Raw genomic sequence first — 21,916 nt, forward strand, 5'->3', positions numbered from 1 at the left:
CGTTGCTGGCCGCTGGCGTACGGTGTTGGCGTGCTGCGTTATGACATCGTCGGCTGTGGAGAGGTGGTGGCGCAGCAGCATGCCCCGGTTCTCAACCGCCTTCGGATCGAAGGGCTCGTCACCATCCGCGCGTGCATCGACACCGCGCCCGACAGAGCCGCGCGGGTGGCGAAGCGCCTCCGCGCGACTGCTGCCGCCAGTATCAGCCAAGCCGGGGTCTCGGGCGCTGACGTGGCGTTAATCGCCACCCCGCCCGAGTTCCACGCGGAGCTCGCCCTGCCCTACCTGTCGGCCGGGCGAAGCGTTCTCATTGAGAAGCCGTTCGCCCCGACACTCGCAGACGCCGAGAAGCTGCTCGACGCCGCGCGCGCGGGCAACGCTCGTGTGCTCGTTGGGCACGTGAGGCGCCTCTACCCGGCGATCCAGGTGGCTCGTGAGATTGTGCGCTCGGGCGTTCTCGGCAACATTCGCGCCGCAGAGGCGCGCGAGGGCGCTCGGTGGGAGTGGCCCGCTGCGTCTTCGTACGTGGTCAGGAGCCCATTAGGTGGCGTGCTATACGACACGGGCGCGCACGTGCTGGACACGCTGCTGTTTCTGCTCGACCTCGACGATCCTGGAGCGGCGCCTGGCACAGCCGTCGAATCGGTCGTGCGCGATCGGGACACCGAGCCGTCGCACAATTTCCGCGCGCGCTTCCGACTGTGCCGAGAGGGAAGTGAGCTTCCCGTCGACTTCCGCGTGAGTCGCACAGAGGCGCTGCCTCGGAGCGTGATGCTGCACGGCGAGCACGCATCGCTCGTTGTCGGCGGCGGGTTTGCGCAGCAGCCAACGACCGTCGCTGGCAAGCGCGCCATGCGCGTCGACCTGCCGCTCGCCGTGCCACGCCCCGCCGACGCGGCCGGTTGCTTTCGCTTGGAGCACGAAGCGCTGGCGAATCCCTCTGGTCACCAAGATGTCGTCGCCCTGCTCGAGGGATCGCGGTTTGTCACACTCACTCAGCTGCTCGATACCCTGGCCTGCGCGTGACACCGCTCATGTCACCGCCAACGGTCGTGCTCTTCGGGGCGACAAGCTACCTCGGACAATATGTGCTCGACGATCTGCTCGCGCGTAGCTACCGAGTTCTGGCCGTGACGCGCAATCCAGCTGTGAGCGAGATCCTGCTTCACCCGTGGAAGGACCGGATCACGGTCATTGCGCCGGATCAGCTGGCTGCCGCCGGTCAGGCGGAGGCTGTCTTGAACCTGGCCTACATCAAGGTAGAGAAGCCCCATCGGCTCTTCCGGCAAAACGCGCTGCTCATGCAACGCATCCACGACGCTGCGGCGCAGCTTGGCGCCGCCCGTCTGGTTCACGTAAGCACGCAGGCGGTCTTCGGCTACGAGTTCAGCGAGCGACCGCGGCCTGTGCGTGCAGTTCGGCGCGCCGGCGACGCCTACGTCGAGTCCAAGGTCGATGCGGAGCTGCTGCTCGAGGAGCTGCAGTCTCGCGCGCGATATCGGCTCGACATCGTCCGGCTTGGGAACATCGTCGGTGAAGGGGCGCCCGGGTGGACGGCCAATCTCGCGCAGCGACTCCTCGACGGACGACCAGTCGGCGTAGCGGGGCGAGACGGGTACTCAAACGCCGCGTTCGCGCAGAACATCGCGTCCTACCTGGGCCACTTGGTGGCCGCGCCGGTGTCCTCAGGACAGGAAATCGGCCGATACCATCACTTCGCGGACCTGAGCGCGCTGCGCTGGTCGACACTCATCGCACGCTTTGCCGAGGCGATCGGGGTCATGCCGGTACTGGCGGCCCCGACGGCTGCGCCTACGCGCGCGACTGCCCGTCCCGCAATCGCCGGAACCCTCAAGATGCTCTACGGCGGGCCGATCGGGCGCCTAGTACGGCGATCGCTGGCGCGAGTTGAGGTAGACGAGGCGATCGACGCGGCTATATTCGCAACCAAGACAGCGCTCGGCGCGGACGTCTCGGTAGATCCGTTTGAGGTGCCCGAGGACCGCGACCTGCTCGCCATTCTGTCGAGTGAGCACGAGTTCCGCAGTCATGTGGTGTCGGATTGGTCGCGGCCGGTCGCGGATGGCGAGGCGCTCGCCCGGATGGAACGGTGGGTGTCCGAGGCGGGATTCGCGATCAGATAACCACCTCTGGCCAGCCCAGCTTTGGTTTGCGCTATTCCACGCTCCGCCCGGTGAGGGCACGCAACCGCCCCTTGAGTTCCTCGGGAAAGCGGTCGTACATTTCGTATGCCGGCGCCGTGAGCCGCCTGTACGGGAGTTCGCGGCGTGCGCGTCGAACAGCTGCGACAACACGTTCGTCCCCGTGCGGCCCGACAAATTTCTCCAACCAGGCGAGGTAGGCGCCGCGCAGACGTAGGTGGTCGGTCCGGCTGGTTCGCCCAACGCACGAGGTGTCGTGCTGTCGGTAGCGGTACGAGCATCGCGAAGAGATGTAGATGGGATAGCGCAAGAAGATCTTCGCGAGGAAAGCCTGGTCCTCGAACAGTCCGCGGAAGGGCACTTCGAACCCGCCGACCGCGTCGAAAGCGCTACGCCTGACCACCCCAGTCACCCCTGCCCCGCTGGCAGGACCCAGCGGGTGCAGGGCCAATAACGCCTCCGGGGGTTCGAGGCGCCGGTCGGCCATCCCACCTGTCAGCACGTCGCGGTCCGCTTTGGTTGATCCCGGCGCCCAGCTGTACCAGTACTGTATAGCGCCTACGACCATTGCCACGTCCGGCATGTTGTCCAGCAGGTCGACTTGTTCGGACAGCTTATCCGGCATCCAGACGTCATCCGCGTCGAGAAAGGCAATGCAGGGCGCGGTGGCGTGAGCGACGCCGAGGTTGCGCGACGCGCTCATCCCGCAGTTTTCGTGGCCAGGATGGTCGACATAGCGGATCTTGTCGTCGCTCGCCGCTAGCTCGCGAGCTATCAGTGTGCTCCGATCTGTTGAGCCGTCGTCGACGAGGATCAGCTCAAAGTCCCCCAGCCGCTGGTCGCGAACGCTCTGTACCGCTTCTTCGAGAAAGCGCTCTTCATTCAGGAAGATCAGCACGACAGAGACGCGCGGCATTGCACCAATACCTAGCTAGTCGCGCCCGAAATGCGGTTTGAGGGCCCAACCTCGCGGCGATGCCGTTTCCCGTTCTTCGGGCGCGAGAGAATAGCCGGCGAATTGTCGACACCGCCGTAGTAACTGTAGTTGTACGACGAATTTCCGCGTGCGGGGGTCATCGTAAATACCGCGCCGAGGATTCGCGCTCCGACGTTTCTGAGGTTTCCAACAGCGTGTGCGAGCTGCTCGCGCTTGGTCTTACCGAATCGACAGATCAGAAGCACGCCGTCGGCAGCGGCCGCCAAAACCGCCGCATCCGTGACCGCCAGCAGCGGAGACGAATCCACGATGACATAGTCGAAGTCCGCGCGCAGTTCGCTGAGTACCTTCTTGGCTGCCAGTGACCCGAGTAGTTCGCTGGGGTTGGGCGGGATTTCCCCCGAGGTCAGTACGCTCAGTCCAGGGAATGTCGTCTTCTGCACTACCTCATGAATCGTCGCTCGGCCAGCCAGCACCGTGCTGAAGCCGACATTCCCGATCAGACCGAGGTACTCGGCCAATGTAGGGCGTCGCATATCACCATCGACTAGCACCACACTGTTATCACCTTCGGCCAACGCCAGCGCGATGTTTATCGCAGTAGTGCTCTTACCTTCGCTTGGCAGCGAACCGGTGATTAAGAGGATGCGCGGCGGGTCATCGACCTCGAGAAACTGCAAGTTGGTCCGGAGCTCGCGAAATGCTTCAGCTATTGCCGAGCGATCGCTATTGAACGATATCGCGGGATCCTTCTTGCGGTCTCTGTCGAGTGGAATGCTGGCGACGAGTCCGACACCCGTAGTCTCTTCGAGACTTTGTCTGTCCTTGAGGGTGTTGTCAAATCGATCACGGAGAACGGCAAGACCAATTCCCAACAGCACACCCAGTGCGAGGGCGATTAAAATGTTGCGAGTCGTTTTTGGGACTACCGGGCTGGCGGGAAGCGACGCGTGTTGCTCGACGACAACACGTGCATCGGGCTTCTCACTTCCAGCCGGAGTCTCCAACTCGCTCACCATTACGACAAACTCGTCCGACAGTGCGTTCGCGATGTCGCGTGCCCGGACACGTGATGGGTCAAGGACCGACACGTCAATCAGGACGGTATCGGGCGCCGAGGTGGCCTTGACTTTTGCCCGTAGGCTGTCCGCGCTCATATCGAGCTGCAGCTTGTCGACAGTTCGCTGAGCCAGCGTCTCGCCCATAAGTAGCTTGGTGTAGGAGAGTACGCGCTGTTGGGAAAAAAGAGTGCCCTGATACGCCTCGCTTGCGGACGCGCCGGACGTGGTCGACACAAAGAGCCTGGTCGAGCCTTCGTAGAGCGGGGTCGTTAGCGCATTGAGCGCGACGGCTCCCCCGACGGCGACGGCCGTAGTGGCGCAGATGATGAGCCAACGCGAACGCAACAGTCGCAGGAATTCGTGAATATTCAATGCGGCCCCCTCGTCGCTGACTTGCCCGCCCCTGCCGCTGCGTCACCCGAAGCTGCGGTTTGCTGGAGTATACAGTTCTTGCTTTCAGTAGGGCCTCGAAACGGCTAGCGGCAGCGAACGCAGCGACCCGACGCGAAGCATAGTTGCGGCGTTGACTCGCGCATTGCCGCAACTTGCGCTGCAAGACGGGAGTTAGAGGTCGTCCATGATGGTGCGGGTTCAGCGCTTGTCTTGATACCGACCTTGCGTTAAATCCGCGGAGGGTTTGCTTGCGCGCTGCCAGTTGGGCGACGCGTGCCGTATACCTGAGCGGAGTGATTGTCAACTCATCCCGAGCATTCGGGCGCCGACACTACCGGCACCACGTTGTCCACAAGGGGTTGAATCGGAATGCGCGGCGCGCCAGGAGCCGTCGGCTCGGTGAGCAGAAACCTGAACTCCGCTGTGACTCCGCGAGGTATGGACACCTGTACTTCGAAGACCGGGTGACCGCGTTCCGTGCCCGTGAAGACCGGCCTCCGCCTGCCATCGACGATCGCACTGTCCAGTTTCGCGTTCTTGGTCGCGATGAGCACAACTGAAGAGATGCTGGTGCCACTCGGCACGTGGATAGGAAGATCTGGAGGTAGGCCCAGACCGGCGACGTAGTCGGGCAATGGACCTTCCGGAGCGGTATTCGTCAACCGAACAGTTACGGTCGTTTTCCTGGTTTCGCCATCACAAGAATCGGCCGAGTATTCGATTTTTCTCCTCAGATAATAATCGAGCTTGTTTCCGCCAAAGTTATTGACGACCAGCCCCACATATGGCGCAGGATCGTCTGGAATTATGTGTGCCAACGGGGTCTTTTCGAGTAGCTGCTGCTCAGCAGGCGATGAGCTCCAAACCGCGATACGACCTTCACTTACTGCCTTACCGAGTGCGTCGAGCAGCTGGCGCGGTGACTCGATTGGTCCCGTCATTTTCTTTACGACTTCGCCAGCGACATCCTGAAGATATTGCTTGCGCGCGATCTGGTCCGTCGGGAAGCGGAAGTAGACATCCGATTCCGTTAACTCGACCACGTTGTCCTTTGTGACCGACACACCATCCGGCATCGTAATGGAACCGATAGCACCGAGGATGTAGCTCAGAGCGACCGGATCGATCGCGATGACTCCGTCCACGTTCATGCCCGATTGCTGCATCCACATCGATTTCCAGATTTGTGCCGCATACGGGAAGTGTGAGCTCAAATTGCTGTTTCGAGAATCTGTGGTGGGGTTGCCCGTCGCGTACAGCGTGTTGTAATCCGGGCCGAGGTCGAAAGGAGTAAATCGCTTATCGAGTTCGCTGTTCGCTCCCAGGTTTTCCACCTTCGGCGTGCCGTGATCGAACCGAAGAATCCCGTATCCGCCCAGTAGTCCACCCGTTCCCCGGGCTTCAGCGTTGGTCTGGAAACCCATGAAGTAGGTGCGGGGACCGTCTGCGCCCATCATTGAGGGCACTAAATGTCCGGCGAGGGCCGTGTCTTTCAGCAACTTCGATAGCTCAGCAGTTTGCGCTTGTAGTTGCGTGCGAGCGTCGCGGACAGAAGAAAGATACGTCGGGCGTGAGATTGCTTCGGCGTCAGCATCAAGATGATTCGCGGCGGCTGATATCTGGTCCAATTTGGGGGCAGAGTCGCGAAGCGCTCGCACATCGACGCTCCCGCCTTTGAGCAACCGATCCGGTGAGATCGCCGCGGCAACTTGAGCCGAGGGCTGCAATACATCGGCTGTCAGGCCTAGTACGACATCGGATATCTGTTGGCCCGTCTTGAACGGCCCTCCCAGCCACGGCACGAACGACGCGACGTTCCAAGGCAACGAATGAGTGGAGTCGCGAGCCGTCTGCGCTTGCGTACGTGCTTTGCCTGCCCATTGCGACGCGTCCGCGGAGTTGCCTTTCAGCAGCGCTTCCTTGACCTGCCGACCGCTGATTCGTGCGTCTTCGAGGTTGGCTCTCGCGTGAACGGCTTCAAACCCCAGCCAGCATCCAAACGCTATTGCTAAGAACAGGAGTAGACCAGCGGCCACAGCGATCCGCCGAAACCGAGGTCTCGCAGAACCGTCGGCATCGTCGCCGTCCGGCTCCCGGCCAAACGGATCTCGCGAGAAAATTTGCACTCAGAACACGTGCGTCGGGCTAGCAGCCAGACCCGACCGACACCGAGAGCGTCCCGGCGCTGTAGGGCCCACCGATTCTCGCGCCGAGGCCCCCGATGCAAACCTCGACATTCAACGAATTCCACCAGCTGGCCAACGGCACACCGATGATCGGAATCAGAAGAAACAGCGGGGTCGGATTGAACCTGAGAATGTCGGTGCGAGGGGGCGGATTCGGATTGACATCGCCGAGGTAGAAGAAATTGCCAATGGTGGCAGTCCCGGCTGCGCAGTTGGCGGCGTTAAAAACCCCAAGCACGCAGGCGGTCGACGCGAGCGACGAGCCAAGGGCCGCTGGCGCCGGCACAACAGGTGCAGCTTGAGCGACCGGCATCGGCGCGAAAGTGACAGTGCTCGCGACCGCACATGCGGCAGCTCCGAATCGAAGTTTCGTAGCAATGTTTGACATTATCCCCCAGCCCTTCTCCCGAGTGAGCTCCTGCTAGCATCGCAGACTCCTGTTCAGCCTGTCAACCTTTAGTTTTAACAAGCTGCAGATCAATTCAGCAAAGTGAGATCGATACTCGACGGCTTCGACGGGCGGTCGAAGTAGCGAACAAATAGTCGCTCGCGTCAACAAACAGGAAGGTTCCTTGGCAACGCAACGACTGCGCACGGGCGCGCGCTGCTCAGAGGGGTCGGCTGGATCTCGGCCGTGAGTTTCCCCGCTAGTGTCCGTGGCCAATGACGCGGCCCAGTTCGGCACGCGTCTTGATACCGAGCTTGCGATAGACGCGCGCGAGGTTTGCCTCGACTGTTTTCCGGCTGATGAACAACGCCGTCGCAACGTCCTTGTTCGTCATGCCCGACGCCGCCAATTCGGCGACGCGCCGCTCAGACGGCGTGAGCGAGAGGTCGTTTGTCGGGACGACCTTGGCCCGCGCGAGCTCGGCCCGGACGCGGCCGGCCCACAGCGGCGCGCCGGTCGCTTCAAACGATTCCAGCGCCTCTCGCAGCGTTGCCCGGGCGCGCTCCTTCTGTCGTTGACGCCGCTGCAATTGTCCGAGCAGCAACTGAGTACGGGCCCGCTCGAACGGCATCGGTAGTCGATCGTGCGCAGCCATGGCTTCTTGTGCTTTGGCATCGGCGGCGCCGACATCCCCCTGGGCTGCCAACCACATGGCACGGCAGCGGGCACCGACGGCCAGCATCCATGGCCGGTCCAGCCGGCGACCATTGTTTTCGAGCGCCTCGATCAACCCCTCGGCGTCACCGCTGCGGCCAAGCGAGATCATGGCCTCGACAGCGTCCGGGATGAACGACGCCGTCATCATCTCCGTGCCGGGGGTCGCCTCAAACGTGCGTTGCATCGCCGCAAGCTCATCCAGGGCTTCGGCATAGTGGCCAAGCGATACTTCCAGAAATCCGAGCGTCATCATCGGCCACTCCGCGAGGCGTGGCGAATCAGTTCGGCTCGCAATCTTCAATGCGTGGCGGGCCGCATCACGCGAAACCTGCACGCGCCCAACGTAAGCCATGACCATGGCCTGGATGGATAGCGCGATCGCCAACGACCCGCTGCCCTGCTCGGCGCGCAGGACGGCCTCTTCGGCAAGGCGATCGGCCTCTAGGAGGTTTCCCCGCCAATTCTCGATCATCGCCTCAGAGCTGACGACGGCGGTTAGGTCGTTCTCGGCGCCACGCTCTGTGCATCGGCGTTGTAGCGCCTCCATTCTGGAATATGCCGCGTCCAAGTCTCCCGTCCAGGCAAGTATCAAGCCTTCAATCATGCTGGCGCTGAACGGTATAAGCATGTCGGCATCCGGATCCTCCAGTTCCACCGCCTTTCTCAGGGTGAATTCGTCGACGCCGTTGCCGAACATGAAATTCAACTGGACTGACATCGCCAGGGCGCTACTGACCAACGCCGCATCGCCAACTCGCTCAGCCTCGGTGACAGCCCTCCGCGCGGTAGCCAACGACTCCTCGTACTTCGAGATCATTCGTTGGCCGAACGCCAGCAGGATCAGCGTCTGCACGAGCAGCGCGCGATCGTCCTCGACGTCGGACAATGCGCGCTCGAGAATAGCGACGGCCTCGCTCCAGTTGTCGTCATACAAATGTATTCCGGCGAGCAGGTTGAGTGCAGCCCCGCGCCGCGCCCCGGAAGCCAGTCCATCCAGTGTCGGTTCGAGCAAGGCCCGCGCCCGTTCGGGGTCCCCGGCCTTGAAATGGTTTACTGCACCGTTGATTCGGCGTTGTGCATTGTCGCCGCCGAGACCAATGGCGAGCTCCACGAACTCCGCCGCTGCTGCGGGCGCGCCACGGGCGGCGGCTTCGTCGGCTGCGATGTCCAAGGCCTCCAATGTCTCGGGGTCCGCGCTGGACGCCGCGAGCGCCATATGCCTGGCCCTCAGCTCGGGCAGCGTCACGGTTTTCGCCAAGGACCGGTGCATGGCACGCCGTTCGGCCGCGCTTGCATCGGCGTAGACGCTCTGGGCCAGCAACGGGTGGGTGAAACGCACCACGTTGCCGTCGATCCCGACGATGCCCTTGGCTTCCGCTTCATCGAGCGAGTCGACGGGGGAACCGGAGACCTCCGCGAGTAATTCCACCGTTGGGTCCGCGACAGAAGCGGCCGCCAACAACAGCTTTCGCGTATCCCGATCCAGTCGCCCTATCCGTAGCCGCATCAACTCCGACAGTGAGGCGGGCAGTCTGCTGTGGGAACTCGATGCGCCGAGTTCGACGGCGCGCGCCAGCTCGAGCGCGAAGAACGGGTTCCCCCCTGAGATTTCGGCGATACGCACCATCGTCGGTCGTGGGAACGAGCGGCCGAGGCGACCGGAGATCAACACATGCAACCCGCCGAGGCTCAATGGTCCGACACGCAACCTCTCGACACCGTCGGGTCGGATCAGTTGTAGCCACGACGCCGCGCCCTCGCGGCCTGCATCCGACCGTTCGGTGAGCAATAACCCGACCGGTCCCTTCAACCGCCTGGCAGCGAAGGAGATCACGTCCTGGCTGGACCGATCGAGCCACTGCGCATCGTCGATTGCGATCAACACTTGTGACTCAGCGGTGAGGCGTTCGAAAACCGCAACGAAGGCCGCGGCAACAGTGCGTTGATCTGTGGTGTGATCCTCGCTGCTGGCTCGCAGCAGCACCCGGTCGACGGCGAGGCGCTGCACATCCGGCAAGTCGGCGAGGACGGTTTCCTCCACGTCGCGGAGCAGATCCGTCACCGCCGCATAAGCGAGCATCGACTCCGCCCGGCCCGCCTGTGCGCGGAAGACCTGGCATCCGTTGTCGCGTGCCCGTTCGACGGCCGAAAGCCACAGCGTTGTCTTGCCGATCCCGGGTTCGCCCTCAATGATCAGTGCAGACGGCTGGCGTGCTGCTGACTGCAGGAATTCCGAAATGGCCCGGATCTCCAGCGGACGGCTGACCACGCCAGGCATTCACGATCACCCCCATTTGCCTGCAGCAAACAGAGGGTACATCGAACGACGGTGCCGCCGCGATGCATTGCACCACCGCGGTTGGCAGCTAGAGCACCCTTTCACGGGAACGATTAACGGTCAGACGGGTGCGATATCGGCAACCTCAGAGGTCGGGCTGAGCTGTATTCGCGCTCCTACGTCGCCGGAAATCCGCTGAAAGGGCACGCCGGCGCGCAGGCATGTCTGCGACACCACGTCCGGTGACAGCGCACCGAAGACTCCGTACAGCACTTCATCGCTCGGCACGGAAAGCGTGACCACCAGTCTTATCGGGGTGCCCTCTGTGCTGACAACGGTGGCGGCGGCGTCAAGCTTTGCCACCACCTCATCGACCGACGTCGCGGTCATCTCCGGCAGATACCACTCGGCGAGGTAATACGCCGGATCAACCGTGGCATCCATGAGGCGGAACGGTAGTGCGTTACCGCGGTCCTGGAATCGGGTGTTTCCCTACGGGTTGTCAGTCACCTGGGCATGACGGCACGCATCAATCAGATACGAGCAGGTCACGTGTGCAATGTCCACCGGACGGCCGTGACATCCGGATTTAAAGATTGCGACAGCAGCGGTCACGGGACGAGGCTAGCGACCGCTAGCCCGCGCACTCCGCGAGGCGGCGCTGCAGGAACTCTCGCGCCGGGCCTGAACCGTTGCCGTCCAGCGCCACGCGATACCACCTGAGTGCTTCGTCGCGCCGGCCCGCGCGCCGCAGCAGGTCTGCGCGGATCGTGATGACGGTGTTCGATCCTGCTAGCCGGGGATCGTCGGAAACAGCATCGAGGGCGGCAAGGCCGGCCGGGAACCCGTCGCGAAAGCCGATGGCCATCGCCCGATTCGCACGCGCGACCGGGGAGTCGGTGATCTCGATCAACCGGTCATAGGCCGCGCAGATCGTGGTCCAATCAGTCTCCTGCCAACTCGGCGCCGTCGCGTGCAGTGCCGCGATCACCGCTTGCGGCAGATAGGGGCCCAAGGCGCCCGCAGCGTGCGCCAACCGATCGAGGCCCCTGGCGATGCGACCGCGATCCCAACGGCTGCGGTCCTGTTCCTCGAGCGGTAGCAGCGCGCCGTCGGCGTCGACCCGGGTCTGTCGTCGCGAATCATGCAGTAGGACAAGGGCTGCCAAGCCTTGCGCATCGCGATCGTCTGGCATCAACGTGCACAGTTCACCGGCCAGTCGCACACCTTCGTCGCACAGCTCATCGCGAATCGCCGATGGGCCCGCCGTTGACCAGTAGCCCTCGGTAAACACCGAGTAGATGCACGCCAGCACGTGCGGTGTGCGTTCCGGCAGCAACTCGGCGGGGGGCACTCGCAACGGGATGTTGGCGTGCCGGATTTTGTTCTTGGCGCGGGTGATCCGCTGCCCGACCGCCGACTGAGACTGCAGAAGCGCCCGTGATATCTCGGCGACGGTGAGCCCCGAGATCAGCCGTAGGGTGAGCGCCAACTGTGACGTCGGGTCGAGCGCGGGATGGGCGCAGGTGAACATCATCCGCAGTTCGTCGTCACGGACGGGATGCACGTCGACGCTGTCGGTGCGGGCCCGGATGTTGTCCACCACGGCTGCGAGTTCCTTTCCAGGGCGCGCGGATTCGCGTCGCAACCGATCCAGTGCGCGGTTGCGGGCGACCGTCACGACCCATCCGCCGGGGTTGTCGGGCACGCCGTTGAGCGGCCACGCACGCAATGCCTCGGCGAAGGCCTCCTGGACGGCGTCCTCGGCGACGGTGAGGTCGCCTGACCAGCGCGCAAGCGCAGCAACCGCAGGTCCCCATTCGCGCCGAAAGACGCCGTCCAGGTTGGTCATTGAAGCGGCTAGAGTCCAGAGACGCCCATCAGCTGCCGCAGCTCGACGGTGGTCGCGGGGATCATCGACGCCAGTTTGATCGCCTCGTCCCGGTCAGCGGCCGTCAGCAGATAGAAGCCGGTGGCGACCTCCGCGCTTTCCGGGTACGGCCCGTCGGTCAGCAGCACCTGATTGTCGCGAACGCGCACCGTCGTAGCCGACGCCGGCTCGTGCAGCGCCGCGCCGCTCACAATGTGGTCGCCTGCCGAGGCGGCGAACTCGCTGTGCCGGGCCGCTTCAGCCTCCCACTCCGGCGTACCCGGGGTATAGGCGGATGCGGGTGGCTCGAGCAGCAGTGCCAACCACTGAGCGCCCGCGCCTGACCAGTCGGGATCGAAACTGTGATAGGTCGGCCGAACCTCAATAGCTCCGTGCTTGGCCGCGGGAACATCGCGAGCCAATGCCAGTGCGTCGTCCAGGTTCTCGGCGTCGAACACGTAGTAGCCGCAGGCCACCTCTGCGCTCTCTGCGAAGGGCCCGTCGGTCACGGTCGGGGCGTCGGGGCCGCCGGTGATCCGCACACCGGCCTCCGTCGGGGCCAGCGCGTCGCCGGCCCGAATGGCTGCGCCGGCCTTGGCGTGGAAGGCCTGGTATGCGGCCATTTCTGCGTTCAGGGTCTCGGGGTCGGGTGCTCGGTTGGATTCGGCGGTACGCAGCAGCGCGAGGTATTGCATCGGAGGAACCTTCCGGTCGCGAGTGGAACCTTCTGCTCCACTCTCTACCTGTCCGACGAACGGCGCCGCGCGAATCCGACACGCTCAGCGAACTTTGCGGAGACAACTTTTCTTTTCCGCCAACAGCAAAGTCGCCGCTATGTGATCGTTTACCCATGCGTAAGTCGGCACACGCCCTCGGTCTTGTCGTCGTTTCACTATTTTCGGCCGCCATCCTCGGCGTCATGTCGGCATTCACCGCCGCCTTTGCACTCGGAGCTGCTACGGCGTTGGTCGTGCCGGGTACGGGGACGCCGAATGCGAACACCGTCGAGAACTACCTGATCCACGCCCGCGACTACTACATGCAGGGCACGATGTGCACCAACAACGCGAATTGTCCCCTCAACGTGACGGGCAACCCCGCGAACCCGGGCCTGCTCGGAGTCAACTACCCCGCATCGTTCTGGCCGCTGGGATTCATCGGGAACTGGTGTCCCGGATACACGTGCGACACGTGGGACGTGTCTGTGGGCACAGGGGTCAACAACCTCAACACCGCGTTGACGGCCGCCAGCGGGCCTGTCGTCGTTTTCGGCTATTCGCAGGGCGGAGCCGTCGTCGCCACCGAGCTCAGCAACATCCGCAACAACCCCGAGTTGCTGGCGAAGATCGACAAGGTTGTCACGATCGGAGGCATCGAGAATCCCGACGGCGGGCTGTGGACGAGGCTCAGCTTCATTCCGTACGTCCCGATTCTGAACATCACGCCGCACCCGGCCATGCCCGTCGACATCGGCGCGCTGCAAGGCAAGTTCTACACGGTGGGGTTCGAATACGACCCGGTGGTCTATGCGCCGCTGTACTGGGGCAACCCGTTCACGATGCTCAATGCGCTGGCCGCGTTCCAGACCGTGCACGGCAACTACCTCACCCCCAACGGCAACGGTCCCACCGACCCCATCGCGTACGGCTACACGCCGACGACACTCGCTGAGCAGTTGAACTGCACGGCGCATCCGGCGAATTGCCGTACAGACCAGTACGGCAACACCTATGTGATGATTCCTGCCCGAAGCCTGCCCATCGTGGACTTGGTCACCGGTCTGTTGCCCAGCCAGCTGCAGCCGGTGGTCAAGCCGGTCGCTGACCTGGTGTCGCCGGTGCTCAAGGTGCTCATCGATCTCGGCTACGACTGGAGCGGAGATCCGAGTGTGGTGAGGCCGCTGTCTCCGCTGCCGTTCAATCCGATTCAGAACTGGCCTGCGGTGGGCGTGAATCTGCTCGGCGCAGCGGTCCAGGGCGTTCAGGCCTTCCTGGGTGACCTCGGTGGGCTTACCACGATGATCGCGCCAACGGCTCCCGCCCCGCTGAGCCCGACCCCGGTGTCAACCTTCGCCGCACGCTCTGCGCCGGCCGAGGACACCGCGATGCTCGCCGTCGACCAGGGCTCGGAGTCTGATGCCAAGACCGCGGCTCCGGCGCTAAAGCTCGTTGAGGAATCTGACCCACCGGCACAGAAGGCGGCCGTCGAGAACCACACCCCCAACACCACGCCGGAGTCAACGGCGGACGAGACCAAGGTCGACGAGACGAAGGTCGACGAGACCAAGGTCGACGAGAAGAAGGTCGACGAGAAGAAGGTCGACGAGAAGAAGGTCGACGAGACCAAGGTCGACGAGAAGAAGGTCGACGAGAAGAATGTCGACGAGAAGAAGGCCGACAACACCAAGTCAGACAACACCAAGTCAGATAACGCCAAGTCTGATAACGACAAGAAGTCGGACTCCGACAAGAAGGATGCGGATACGGCCAAGGCAGCGGCCTGACCCGATAAGCAAAATCCCCCGTCACATCAGGCAGTGGCGGGGGATTTTCCTTTCGCGCGCTGCTTACGCGGCTGCGCCCGGCTTCAGGTAGGTAACGAGGCTGACGTCGATGCTCTCGTCGATGAAGTAATACTGGCAACCCGTCAGGTACCGCATGTAGCGGTGGTAGTTCTCCTCGTCGGTGGCCGCGATTGCCGCATCCTTGTTCTTCTCGAGCCGGTCGGCCCAGATGCCGAGCGTCTTGATGTAGTGGTTGCGGAGCGACTTTGCCTCCGGCACCACGAAGCCGGCCTTCTCGCCATGGTCGATCATCATCTGGGTGGTCGGGAGCCGGCCGCCGGGGAAGATCTCCGTGATCATGAACTTGATGAACCGGGCCAGCTCGAAGGTCAGCTTCTTGCCACGATCGGCCAGGTCGTATGGGTGGTAGCCGACGCTGCTCTGGATCGTCATACGGCCGTCGTCGGGCAGGATGTCAAAACAGGTCTTGAAGAAGTCGTCGTAGCGCTCGAAGCCGAAGTGCTCGAACGCCTCGATGGACACGATGCGGTCGACCGGGCTATGGAACTGCTCCCAGCCCTCCAGCCGCACGTCGAACGTCCGCTTGGAGTCGATCTTGCCCAGCAGCTGGTCGCAGTAGGCCTTCTGGTTCTTGGACAGCGTCAGGCCGATGACATTGACGTCGTACTTCTCCATCGCCCGCTGCAGCGTCAGGCCCCAACCGCAGCCGACCTCCAGCAGCGTCATCCCCGGCTTGAGATCGAGCTTGTCGAGGTGCTGATCGACGTTGGCTATCTGCGCCTCAGACAGCGTGACGTTTGGGCCGGTGAAGAACGCACAGCTGTACTTGCGCGTCGGATCCTGGAACACCCCGAAGAAGTCGTCCGACAGGTCGTAGTGCGCCTGAATGTCCTCGAAATGCGGCGTCATGTCCTTCGTGCCGGATGAATTGTCAGACATATTTCCCTTGCTTCAGGTGTGAGTGTTGCTGCGACCGTACCCCCGGTACGGTACTTCGACGTGCGAACACGCGTCTCAAGGCGTACACCCTAGCGTTTGGCAGGGCGCGGACTCCAATCCGGCGCTACTTGCGCAGCGTGAACTGGTTGACGTCGATATAGCCCTTGCGGAACATGTCCGCGCAACCGGCCAGGTACTTCATGTACCGGTCGTAAACCTCTTCGGATTGGACGGCGACGGCGTCGTCGCGCCGCGCGCCCAGCGCCTGGGCCCACGTTTCCAGGGTGCGTGCGTAGTGGGGCTGCAGCGACTGGATGTGGGTCACCGTGAAGCCGGCCGCTGCGGCGTGCTCTTCGACCGCCGCGATCGTCGGCAGCTGGCCGCCGGGGAAAATCTCCTTCGCGATGAACATCGCAAACCGTGCGGCGTCCATCGACAACGCGATGCCACGCTCCTTGACCTCATCCAGCGTCAGTCGGGTGATGGTGTGCAGCAGCATGACGCCGTCGTCGGGCAGCGCGTCATAGGTCGTGGAGAAGAACTGCTTCCACCGGTCGTGCCCGAAGTGTTCGAACGCGCCGATCGACACGATCCGGTCGACCGGCTCGTTGAACTGCTCCCACCCTTCGAGCAGCACGCGCTTGGAGCGTGGACTGTCGACGGTGGCGAGGGCCTTCTCGGCGTGGTCGTGTTGGTTCTGCGACAGCGTCAACCCGACCACGTTGACGTCATAGCTTTCGACGGCCCGACGAATGGTGGCGCCCCAGCCACACCCGATGTCCAGCAGCGTCATCCCCGGCCGCAAACCGAGCTTGCCGAGCGACAGGTCGATCTTGGCGAGCTGAGCTTGTTCGAGCGTCATGTCGTCGCGTTCGAAGAACGCGCAGCTGTACATCAGCGTCGGATCCAAAAACAGCCGGTAGAAGTCGTCGGACAGGTCGTAGTGCGACTGCACGTCCTCGAAATGAGGCTTCAAGTCGGCCATGAGCGGCAATGCTACGCGGCCAGAACTGGCTACTTTTTCAGCGTGAACTGGTTGACGTCGATGTAGCCCATGCGAAAACCTCTGGCGCAGCCGGTCAGGTAGTGCATGTAGCGGTCGTAAACCTCTTCGGACTGAACGGAGATGGCTTCGTCCTTGTGAGCCTGCAGCGCCTCGGCCCAGCAGTCGAGGGTGCGCGCGTAGTGCAGTTGAAGCGACTGGCGGCGGGTCAGCTCGAAACCGGCCTTGGCCGAATGTTCTCCGACCTTTTCGATCGACGGCAGCCTGCCGCCGGGGAAGATCTCGGTGAGGATGAACTTCACGAACCGCGCGACCTCGAAGGTCAGCGGGATCTTCCGGTCGGCCATCTGCGGCAGCGTCAGCGCGGTGATCGTGTGCAACAGCATCACGCCGTCGTCGGGCAACAACGAGTAGGCCAAGTCGAAGAAGTCGTCATAGCGGTCGAAACCGAAGTGCTCGAACGCGCCGATCGACACGATCCGGTCCACCGGTTCGTCGAATTGCTCCCACCCACGAAGCAGCACTCGCTTGCTGCGTCGACTGTCAGATTGCGCGAGAACCCTTTCCACATGGGCTTTTTGGTTCTCGCTCAGCGTCAGCCCGACGACGTTGACGTCGTAGCGCTCGATCGCCCGCAGCATCGTCGAACCCCAGCCGCAACCAACATCGAGCAAGGTCATCCCCGGCTGCAATTCGAGTTTGCCCAGCGCCAGATCGATCTTCGCGAGCTGCGCCTCTTTCAGTGACATGTCATCGCGTTCGAAATACGCGCAGCTGTAGGTCTGGGTGGGATCCAGCCACAGTCGGAAGAAGTCGTCGGACAGGTCGTAGTGAGCCTGGACGTCTGCGAAATGCGGCTTCAACTTGTTGGCTTGGGCCATGGGTTTAGGTGCCTTTCTGGCTGATCAGCAGCTTGCCCGTGTCGACGATAACCACTGTCATGTGCTGACGCACTCCATCCAGAGGCTACGCGCCTTGGGACTCGGTTAACGAATCGAGAGGTGTGCCGAGGGTCACCATGCCTCAGCAAAGGTGGTCTTCAGCTCGCCGACAATGTCGTCCCACAGCTCGCGGGGCAGGTCATGCCCCATACCGTCGAACAACACCAGCCGGGCGCCCCTGATGGCGCGCGCGATGGCCCGGCCACCGAAAGGGCGCATCAGCCTGTCGGCCTTGCCGTGGATCACGACGGTCGGAACGTTGATCTGTCGGTCGTAGTCGAGCAGGCTGCCGCTGCCGAGGATCGCGGCGAAGTGGCGGCCGACGCCCGCCGGGTAGTAGGACCGCTCGAGCCCCTCGATCGCCTCCTCGCGGATGCGGTCCACGGGCGCCGGATACGCCGGGCTGCCGGTGATTCTGGTGACCCGGATGGCGTTTTCGACGAGCGCCTCGCGCGTCGCGTCCTTGGGTTTCTGCAGGATCGCGAGCAGTTGCTTCGCCCCCGGCGGCGGAAGCAGCGGCTGGTTGTTGCTCGAGAAGATGATCGCAAGAGTCTTGGTGCGTGGGCGGTGGCGGGCCGCGAACACCTGCGCGATCATGCCGCCCATCGAGGCGCCGACGATGTGCGCAGTGTCGATCTCGAGGTGGTCCAACAGCGCGGCAGCGTCGTCGGCCATGTCGTCCAGCGTGTACACCGCGGGGCTCTTCAGGCCGAGGAACGAGCGGACCATCCGCTTGGGCAGCGACATGCCGGAGTGGCCGCCCGTCACCTTGGTGGACAGGCCGACGTCGCGGTTGTCGTAGCGGATGACGCGCAGGCCCTGGTCAACGAGCTTCTCGCAGAAGTCGGTGCGCCACAACAACAACTGCGCGCCAAGACCCATGATCAGCAGGACGGCGGGATTGTTGGGGTCACCCATGTCCTCGTAGTAGATATCCAGATCGCCCGATTCAGGCCCAATGTCGCCACGCACGTGGCTCCGTGCTGTGCCGGTACGGATGTCGATGTCTGCTCCTGGAGGCTCGTCGGTCACGCCTCGACTTCTTCCGAGTGCTCGCGGCTGACTTCGACCATGAAGTTAGCGAAGTATCCGGTCAACTGCGGGTCGGACATCATCTGCCACTTCGGCGCGAGCAGCTTCATGTAGCGCTCGACGTAAAGGAACTGCTTGCCGATCAGCACCAGCTCACGCGGCAGCTTGACGTCGTAAGCATCGGCCAGCTTCGACAGCTGGCGGCCGATGTCGGCGTAGGACATGTCGCCCAGCGTCGACATGGTCAGTGGCGTGGCGAACTTCTCCAGGTCCTTCGCGGCCTGCGCCTCTGGTTTGATGTTGCCCACCGCACCCATCATCACGACGATCTTGCCCGCGGTGGCATGGTCCTTCTTGACCAGCAGCGCGTACACCAATTCCCTTAGCAGCCAACGTGTCCGGGGGTCGATGCGGCCCATGATGCCGAAGTCGAAGAACACGATCTTGCCGTCGGAGTCGACGTATAGGTTGCCTGCGTGCAGGTCGCCGTGGAACAGGCCGTGCCGCAGCCCGCCCTCGAAGACGCTGAACAGCAACGCCTTCACCAGCTCAGTGCCGTCGAAGCCGGCCTTACGGATGGCCGCGGCGTCGTCGATGCGGATGCCCTGGACGCGTTCCATCGTCAGCACCCGCGCGCAGGTCAGGTCCCAGTAGACCTGCGGCACGCGGATGTTCTTGCCGAGCGGCGAGGCGTGCATATGCGACACCCAGGCATCCATCGACTGCGCTTCGAGCCGGAAGTCGAGCTCCTCGGCCAGGTTGTCCGCGAAGTCGGCGACGACGTCCTGGGCGGACAGCCGCCGGCCGAGCTTGGCCAGCTCGACGATCTGCGCGCCGCGCTTGAGGATCTGCAGGTCTGCCGCGACGCGGCGGCGGATGCCCGGTCGCTGGATCTTGACGACGACTTCTTCGCCGCTGTGCAGGGTCGCGTAGTGCACCTGCGCGATCGAGGCCGATGCAAACGGCGTCTCGTCGAACGTCTTGAACAGGTTCGAGGGTTCGTCGCCGAGCTCTTCCTTGAAGAGCTTGTGGACCTCGTCGGGGTCGGCGGGCGGGACCGCGTCGAGCAGGCTGCGGAACTCCCGGCTCATTTGTTCACCGAAGGCGCCCGGACTGGACGCGATGATCTGGCCGAATTTGACGTAGGTGGGGCCAAGGTCGGCGAACGTCTGCGGGATCTGCTTGATGATCTTCTGCTGCAACGATCCCTTACCGGCGAGCTTGGTGACGACCCGCGCGCCGGTGCGGGTTATCTGCCAACCCGTCGCGCCGATGCGGGCGGCCTCGACCGGCAGCGGCACCCGGTCCAGCTTGGCCACCTCGCGGTGTTTAGTCGTACTCATGGTTGCAGTGTCTCAAACGGCGGGTTGACGAGTCTAAATCGTGTGCACCGGGTCACAGGTGGCTCCGAAATTGTCCGTCAGCGCCTCGACGATCGGCCGCCATACCGGCGCGGGCAAATCATGGCCCATCCCGTCGACGACGACGTAGCGTGCGTTCTCGATCACCCTGGCGACGTTGCGACCGTTGCGGGGCCGCACCATCGGGTCCTTGGATCCATGGATGACGACCGTCGGCGCGCTAATGCGGCGGGTATAGCGCATCAGGCTGCCGGTGCCGAGGATGGCATCGAACTGGCGCAGCATGCCCTGCGGGTAGTCGCCGCGGGCGGTCAGCTCCTCGACTCGGCGGCGCAGTTGGTCAACGGGCGGAAGGAAATTCGGGCCGTTGATGATCGAGATGTTGCGCACCTCGTTGGCGAGCTTGTCCTCTGCGGGTGCGTCCTTCTTCGGTGCATCGAATGCCAGCCGGATCACGCGCCACTTCGGAATCGACGACATCGGACTGCCCGAGCTCGTCATGATCAGGCCAAGTGATTGGACACGTTCGGGATGGCTACCCGCTAGCACCTGGGCGATCATCCCGCCCATCGAGGCGCCCACCACATGTGCACGCGCGATGCCGAGGTGATCGAGAAGGCCTTTGACGTCCTCGGCCAGATCCACCAGCGTGTACGGCACAGGGCTGCCGCGACCGACGAGGTACCTCAGCACTCGCGGGTAGACCGAACCCTTGGCGCGCAGGCCATGCATCTTTGTCGACAGGCCGGTATCGCGGTGGTCGAACCGGATCACCCGGTACCCGCGCTCGACCAGGCGCGCGCAGAAGCCGTCCGGCCACATCGGCAGCTGCGCGCCGACGCCCATGATCAGCAGGACCGGCGGCGCTGCAGGATCGCCGAGGTCTTCATAGAAGATCTCGATGCCCTCGCCGCACGCCGCGGTCCCGCTTCTGGTTTGCACTTCGTTCTGTTTACACCGCCGCCGGTTTCCACGGCTTGATCCATTCTGTTGGTTCCCAGCCTTCGATGCCGGCCACCAATTCGTAAAGCGTTGCACCGTCGATGGATTCGCGGATGATGTCGGCGTGCCCGGCATGCCGGGCCAGTTCGTTGATCAAGTGGTGGATCACCCAGCGCACGGACCAGCTCTCAACGTCCTTGGGAAACCACGGCACGTCATGCGGCACCGGCACGGCAGTATCGAGATCGGCTGAAGCCAAGATCCGCAGCGTTTCGGCGTTCTGCGCCTTGAACTTGGCCAGCAGCTCCGACAGCGTCTCGTCCTCGCGCATCACGTGCTCGTCTTGATAGCTGGCCACGATTTCCTCGAACGGGCGGGTGTCCTTCGGCGGGAAATCCGGCGCCGCCGCGACGCGCTCCATCCACGACCGCTGTACGCCGGTGGCGTGCTTGATGAGGCCGCCAATCGACAGCGCGCTCACTGTCGGCTTGGACCGGGCCTGTTCGTCGGACAGTCCGAAGGCCACCGCGGGATACGAGCTGTGGTGGTATTCGAGGAACACCCGCAACGCGTCACGCTCGTCGCCGACGACGGGAGCTTGTCCTGGCATGCCTACTTCTCCTTCTTGTTGGTTGTGTGTGCGTAAAGATCGCGAATACAAGCAATTTCGGCGCCGTGGTGGATGGCTTCGCGGTTGATATGGAGGATAAGTTCTGCCATCGAGTGCTCTGCCCACGGACCTTCTTTCGGGCCGATCGGACGCGCCAGGTCCTGGTCATCCAGGCCGTGGACGCCGGCGAGCCAGTTCTTGTAGGCGTCGTCGAGCTGCTGCACGGCTGCCTTCGCATCGGTGGCGTAGTGCCATGATTCGTAGTCGGCAGGCGGGCCGCCGAAATGAGAATGATTGCGCATCGCGAAGACGCCGACGATGACGTGGGCGAGCCGCCACGCGATCGTCGTGAACGGCGCAGGCTCCGGCTGCGGATACGTGAAGTCGATGCCGCCGTCGGGATGCACCGTCCAGCAGTTGGGCACCGGCTGCCAGAAGTACTCCTCATCGGTCAGCCCCTCGAGACGAGGCCGCAGTTGGTTGGTCCAGTGATAGTCGAGTTGGTCGGCCAGTTGGGTGGTCAATTCGCTCATGGGTACAGCCTGACAGGGATATAGGACAGGTTCTGTCCT

19 protein-coding genes are annotated in these 21,916 nt (G+C 63.3%); 3 read left to right on the forward strand and 16 right to left on the reverse strand.

Annotated features, from left to right (window positions below; all coding sequences use genetic code 11):
* Positions 1-30 precede the first annotated feature (30 nt).
* Complete coding sequence (locus MYCSM_RS04465; RefSeq protein WP_015304944.1) at positions 31-1,026, forward strand: Gfo/Idh/MocA family protein; 996 nt, start codon at positions 31-33, stop codon at positions 1,024-1,026.
* Positions 1,023-2,144 carry an NAD-dependent epimerase/dehydratase family protein gene (locus tag MYCSM_RS04470; protein WP_041311329.1) on the forward strand — a complete coding sequence of 374 codons (1,122 nt, stop codon included), beginning with the start codon at positions 1,023-1,025 and terminating at the stop codon, positions 2,142-2,144. Before MYCSM_RS04465 ends, MYCSM_RS04470 begins: the two co-directional genes overlap by 4 nt.
* Positions 2,145-2,175: 31 nt before the next feature.
* Here the strand turns inward: MYCSM_RS04470 and MYCSM_RS04475 are convergent, their stop codons facing one another.
* From MYCSM_RS04475 to MYCSM_RS04510, 8 genes are all read right to left on the reverse strand, one after another.
* The gene (locus MYCSM_RS04475; RefSeq protein WP_015304946.1) at positions 2,176-3,078 is read right to left on the reverse strand and encodes a glycosyltransferase family 2 protein; all 903 of its coding nucleotides are present in this window, start codon (positions 3,076-3,078) and stop codon (positions 2,176-2,178) included.
* A gap of 11 nt (positions 3,079-3,089) precedes the next feature.
* Positions 3,090-4,532, reverse strand: coding sequence for a polysaccharide biosynthesis tyrosine autokinase (locus MYCSM_RS04480; protein WP_015304947.1), 1,443 nt, complete (start codon positions 4,530-4,532; stop codon positions 3,090-3,092).
* 326 nt (positions 4,533-4,858) lie between these two features.
* Positions 4,859-6,679 (reverse strand): DUF4012 domain-containing protein, encoded by a 1,821-nt coding sequence (locus tag MYCSM_RS04485; RefSeq protein ID WP_157681275.1) that lies wholly within the window; start codon positions 6,677-6,679, stop codon positions 4,859-4,861.
* A 19-nt stretch (positions 6,680-6,698) separates the two neighbouring features.
* Complete coding sequence (locus MYCSM_RS04490) at positions 6,699-7,052, reverse strand: hypothetical protein (RefSeq protein ID WP_041311331.1); 354 nt, start codon at positions 7,050-7,052, stop codon at positions 6,699-6,701.
* A gap of 334 nt (positions 7,053-7,386) precedes the next feature.
* The gene (locus MYCSM_RS04495) at positions 7,387-10,122 is read right to left on the reverse strand and encodes a helix-turn-helix transcriptional regulator (RefSeq protein ID WP_015304950.1); all 2,736 of its coding nucleotides are present in this window, start codon (positions 10,120-10,122) and stop codon (positions 7,387-7,389) included.
* 120 nt (positions 10,123-10,242) lie between these two features.
* On the reverse strand, positions 10,243-10,566 hold the full coding sequence (locus MYCSM_RS04500) for a hypothetical protein (protein ID WP_015304951.1): 324 nt from the start codon (positions 10,564-10,566) through the stop codon (positions 10,243-10,245).
* 190 nt (positions 10,567-10,756) lie between these two features.
* Positions 10,757-11,974: an RNA polymerase sigma factor gene (locus tag MYCSM_RS04505; protein WP_015304952.1), complete on the reverse strand. Its 1,218-nt coding sequence runs from the start codon at positions 11,972-11,974 to the stop codon at positions 10,757-10,759.
* An 8-nt stretch (positions 11,975-11,982) separates the two neighbouring features.
* Positions 11,983-12,687, reverse strand: a complete 705-nt coding sequence (locus MYCSM_RS04510) for a YciI family protein (RefSeq protein ID WP_015304953.1) — start codon at positions 12,685-12,687, stop codon at positions 11,983-11,985.
* Positions 12,688-12,842: 155 nt separating this feature from the next.
* On the opposite strand from MYCSM_RS04510, the gene MYCSM_RS04515 reads away from it, so the two are divergent.
* Positions 12,843-14,495: a PE-PPE domain-containing protein gene (locus tag MYCSM_RS04515; RefSeq protein WP_015304954.1), complete on the forward strand. Its 1,653-nt coding sequence runs from the start codon at positions 12,843-12,845 to the stop codon at positions 14,493-14,495.
* Positions 14,496-14,558: 63 nt separating this feature from the next.
* On the opposite strand, the gene MYCSM_RS04520 is transcribed toward MYCSM_RS04515, so the two are convergent.
* The 8 genes from MYCSM_RS04520 to MYCSM_RS04555 all read right to left on the reverse strand — a co-directional run bounded on the left by MYCSM_RS04520 (position 14,559) and on the right by MYCSM_RS04555 (position 21,877).
* Positions 14,559-15,455 (reverse strand): cyclopropane mycolic acid synthase family methyltransferase, encoded by an 897-nt coding sequence (locus tag MYCSM_RS04520; protein ID WP_015304955.1) that lies wholly within the window; start codon positions 15,453-15,455, stop codon positions 14,559-14,561.
* Positions 15,456-15,579: 124 nt separating this feature from the next.
* The gene (locus MYCSM_RS04525) at positions 15,580-16,440 is read right to left on the reverse strand and encodes a cyclopropane mycolic acid synthase family methyltransferase (protein WP_015304956.1); all 861 of its coding nucleotides are present in this window, start codon (positions 16,438-16,440) and stop codon (positions 15,580-15,582) included.
* A 29-nt stretch (positions 16,441-16,469) separates the two neighbouring features.
* On the reverse strand, positions 16,470-17,339 hold the full coding sequence (locus tag MYCSM_RS04530; protein ID WP_015304957.1) for a cyclopropane mycolic acid synthase family methyltransferase: 870 nt from the start codon (positions 17,337-17,339) through the stop codon (positions 16,470-16,472).
* Between the two features lie 132 nt (positions 17,340-17,471).
* Positions 17,472-18,404, reverse strand: coding sequence for an alpha/beta fold hydrolase (locus MYCSM_RS04535; RefSeq protein ID WP_041313217.1), 933 nt, complete (start codon positions 18,402-18,404; stop codon positions 17,472-17,474).
* A gap of 23 nt (positions 18,405-18,427) precedes the next feature.
* Entirely contained in the window at positions 18,428-19,774 is a 1,347-nt protein-coding gene (locus tag MYCSM_RS04540; protein ID WP_015304959.1) for an ABC1 kinase family protein, read from the reverse strand.
* A gap of 33 nt (positions 19,775-19,807) precedes the next feature.
* Positions 19,808-20,734 (reverse strand): alpha/beta fold hydrolase, encoded by a 927-nt coding sequence (locus tag MYCSM_RS04545; protein WP_015304960.1) that lies wholly within the window; start codon positions 20,732-20,734, stop codon positions 19,808-19,810.
* Positions 20,735-20,744: 10 nt separating this feature from the next.
* Positions 20,745-21,344 carry a DinB family protein gene (locus MYCSM_RS04550; protein ID WP_015304961.1) on the reverse strand — a complete coding sequence of 200 codons (600 nt, stop codon included), beginning with the start codon at positions 21,342-21,344 and terminating at the stop codon, positions 20,745-20,747.
* Positions 21,345-21,346: 2 nt separating this feature from the next.
* Positions 21,347-21,877 carry a DinB family protein gene (locus tag MYCSM_RS04555; protein WP_015304962.1) on the reverse strand — a complete coding sequence of 177 codons (531 nt, stop codon included), beginning with the start codon at positions 21,875-21,877 and terminating at the stop codon, positions 21,347-21,349.
* Between the last annotated feature and the right edge of the window lie 39 nt (positions 21,878-21,916).

Origin of the sequence: Mycobacterium sp. JS623 (assembly GCF_000328565.1) — a bacterium.
Lineage (GTDB): Bacteria > Actinomycetota > Actinomycetes > Mycobacteriales > Mycobacteriaceae > Mycobacterium.

Coding starts and splice junctions, on each gene's coding strand:
- MYCSM_RS04475 (WP_015304946.1), bottom strand. CDS start 3,078: ATGCCGCGCGTCTCTGTCGTGCTGATCTTCCTGAATGAAGAGCGCTTT.
- MYCSM_RS04490 (WP_041311331.1), bottom strand. CDS start 7,052: ATGCCGGTCGCTCAAGCTGCACCTGTTGTGCCGGCGCCAGCGGCCCTT.
- MYCSM_RS04495 (WP_015304950.1), bottom strand. CDS start 10,122: ATGCCTGGCGTGGTCAGCCGTCCGCTGGAGATCCGGGCCATTTCGGAA.
- MYCSM_RS04500 (WP_015304951.1), bottom strand. CDS start 10,566: ATGGATGCCACGGTTGATCCGGCGTATTACCTCGCCGAGTGGTATCTG.
- MYCSM_RS04505 (WP_015304952.1), bottom strand. CDS start 11,974: ATGACCAACCTGGACGGCGTCTTTCGGCGCGAATGGGGACCTGCGGTT.
- MYCSM_RS04510 (WP_015304953.1), bottom strand. CDS start 12,687: ATGCAATACCTCGCGCTGCTGCGTACCGCCGAATCCAACCGAGCACCC.
- MYCSM_RS04515 (WP_015304954.1), top strand. CDS start 12,843: ATGCGTAAGTCGGCACACGCCCTCGGTCTTGTCGTCGTTTCACTATTT.
- MYCSM_RS04520 (WP_015304955.1), bottom strand. CDS start 15,455: ATGTCTGACAATTCATCCGGCACGAAGGACATGACGCCGCATTTCGAG.
- MYCSM_RS04525 (WP_015304956.1), bottom strand. CDS start 16,440: ATGGCCGACTTGAAGCCTCATTTCGAGGACGTGCAGTCGCACTACGAC.
- MYCSM_RS04530 (WP_015304957.1), bottom strand. CDS start 17,339: ATGGCCCAAGCCAACAAGTTGAAGCCGCATTTCGCAGACGTCCAGGCT.
- MYCSM_RS04540 (WP_015304959.1), bottom strand. CDS start 19,774: ATGAGTACGACTAAACACCGCGAGGTGGCCAAGCTGGACCGGGTGCCG.
- MYCSM_RS04550 (WP_015304961.1), bottom strand. CDS start 21,344: ATGCCAGGACAAGCTCCCGTCGTCGGCGACGAGCGTGACGCGTTGCGG.
- MYCSM_RS04555 (WP_015304962.1), bottom strand. CDS start 21,877: ATGAGCGAATTGACCACCCAACTGGCCGACCAACTCGACTATCACTGG.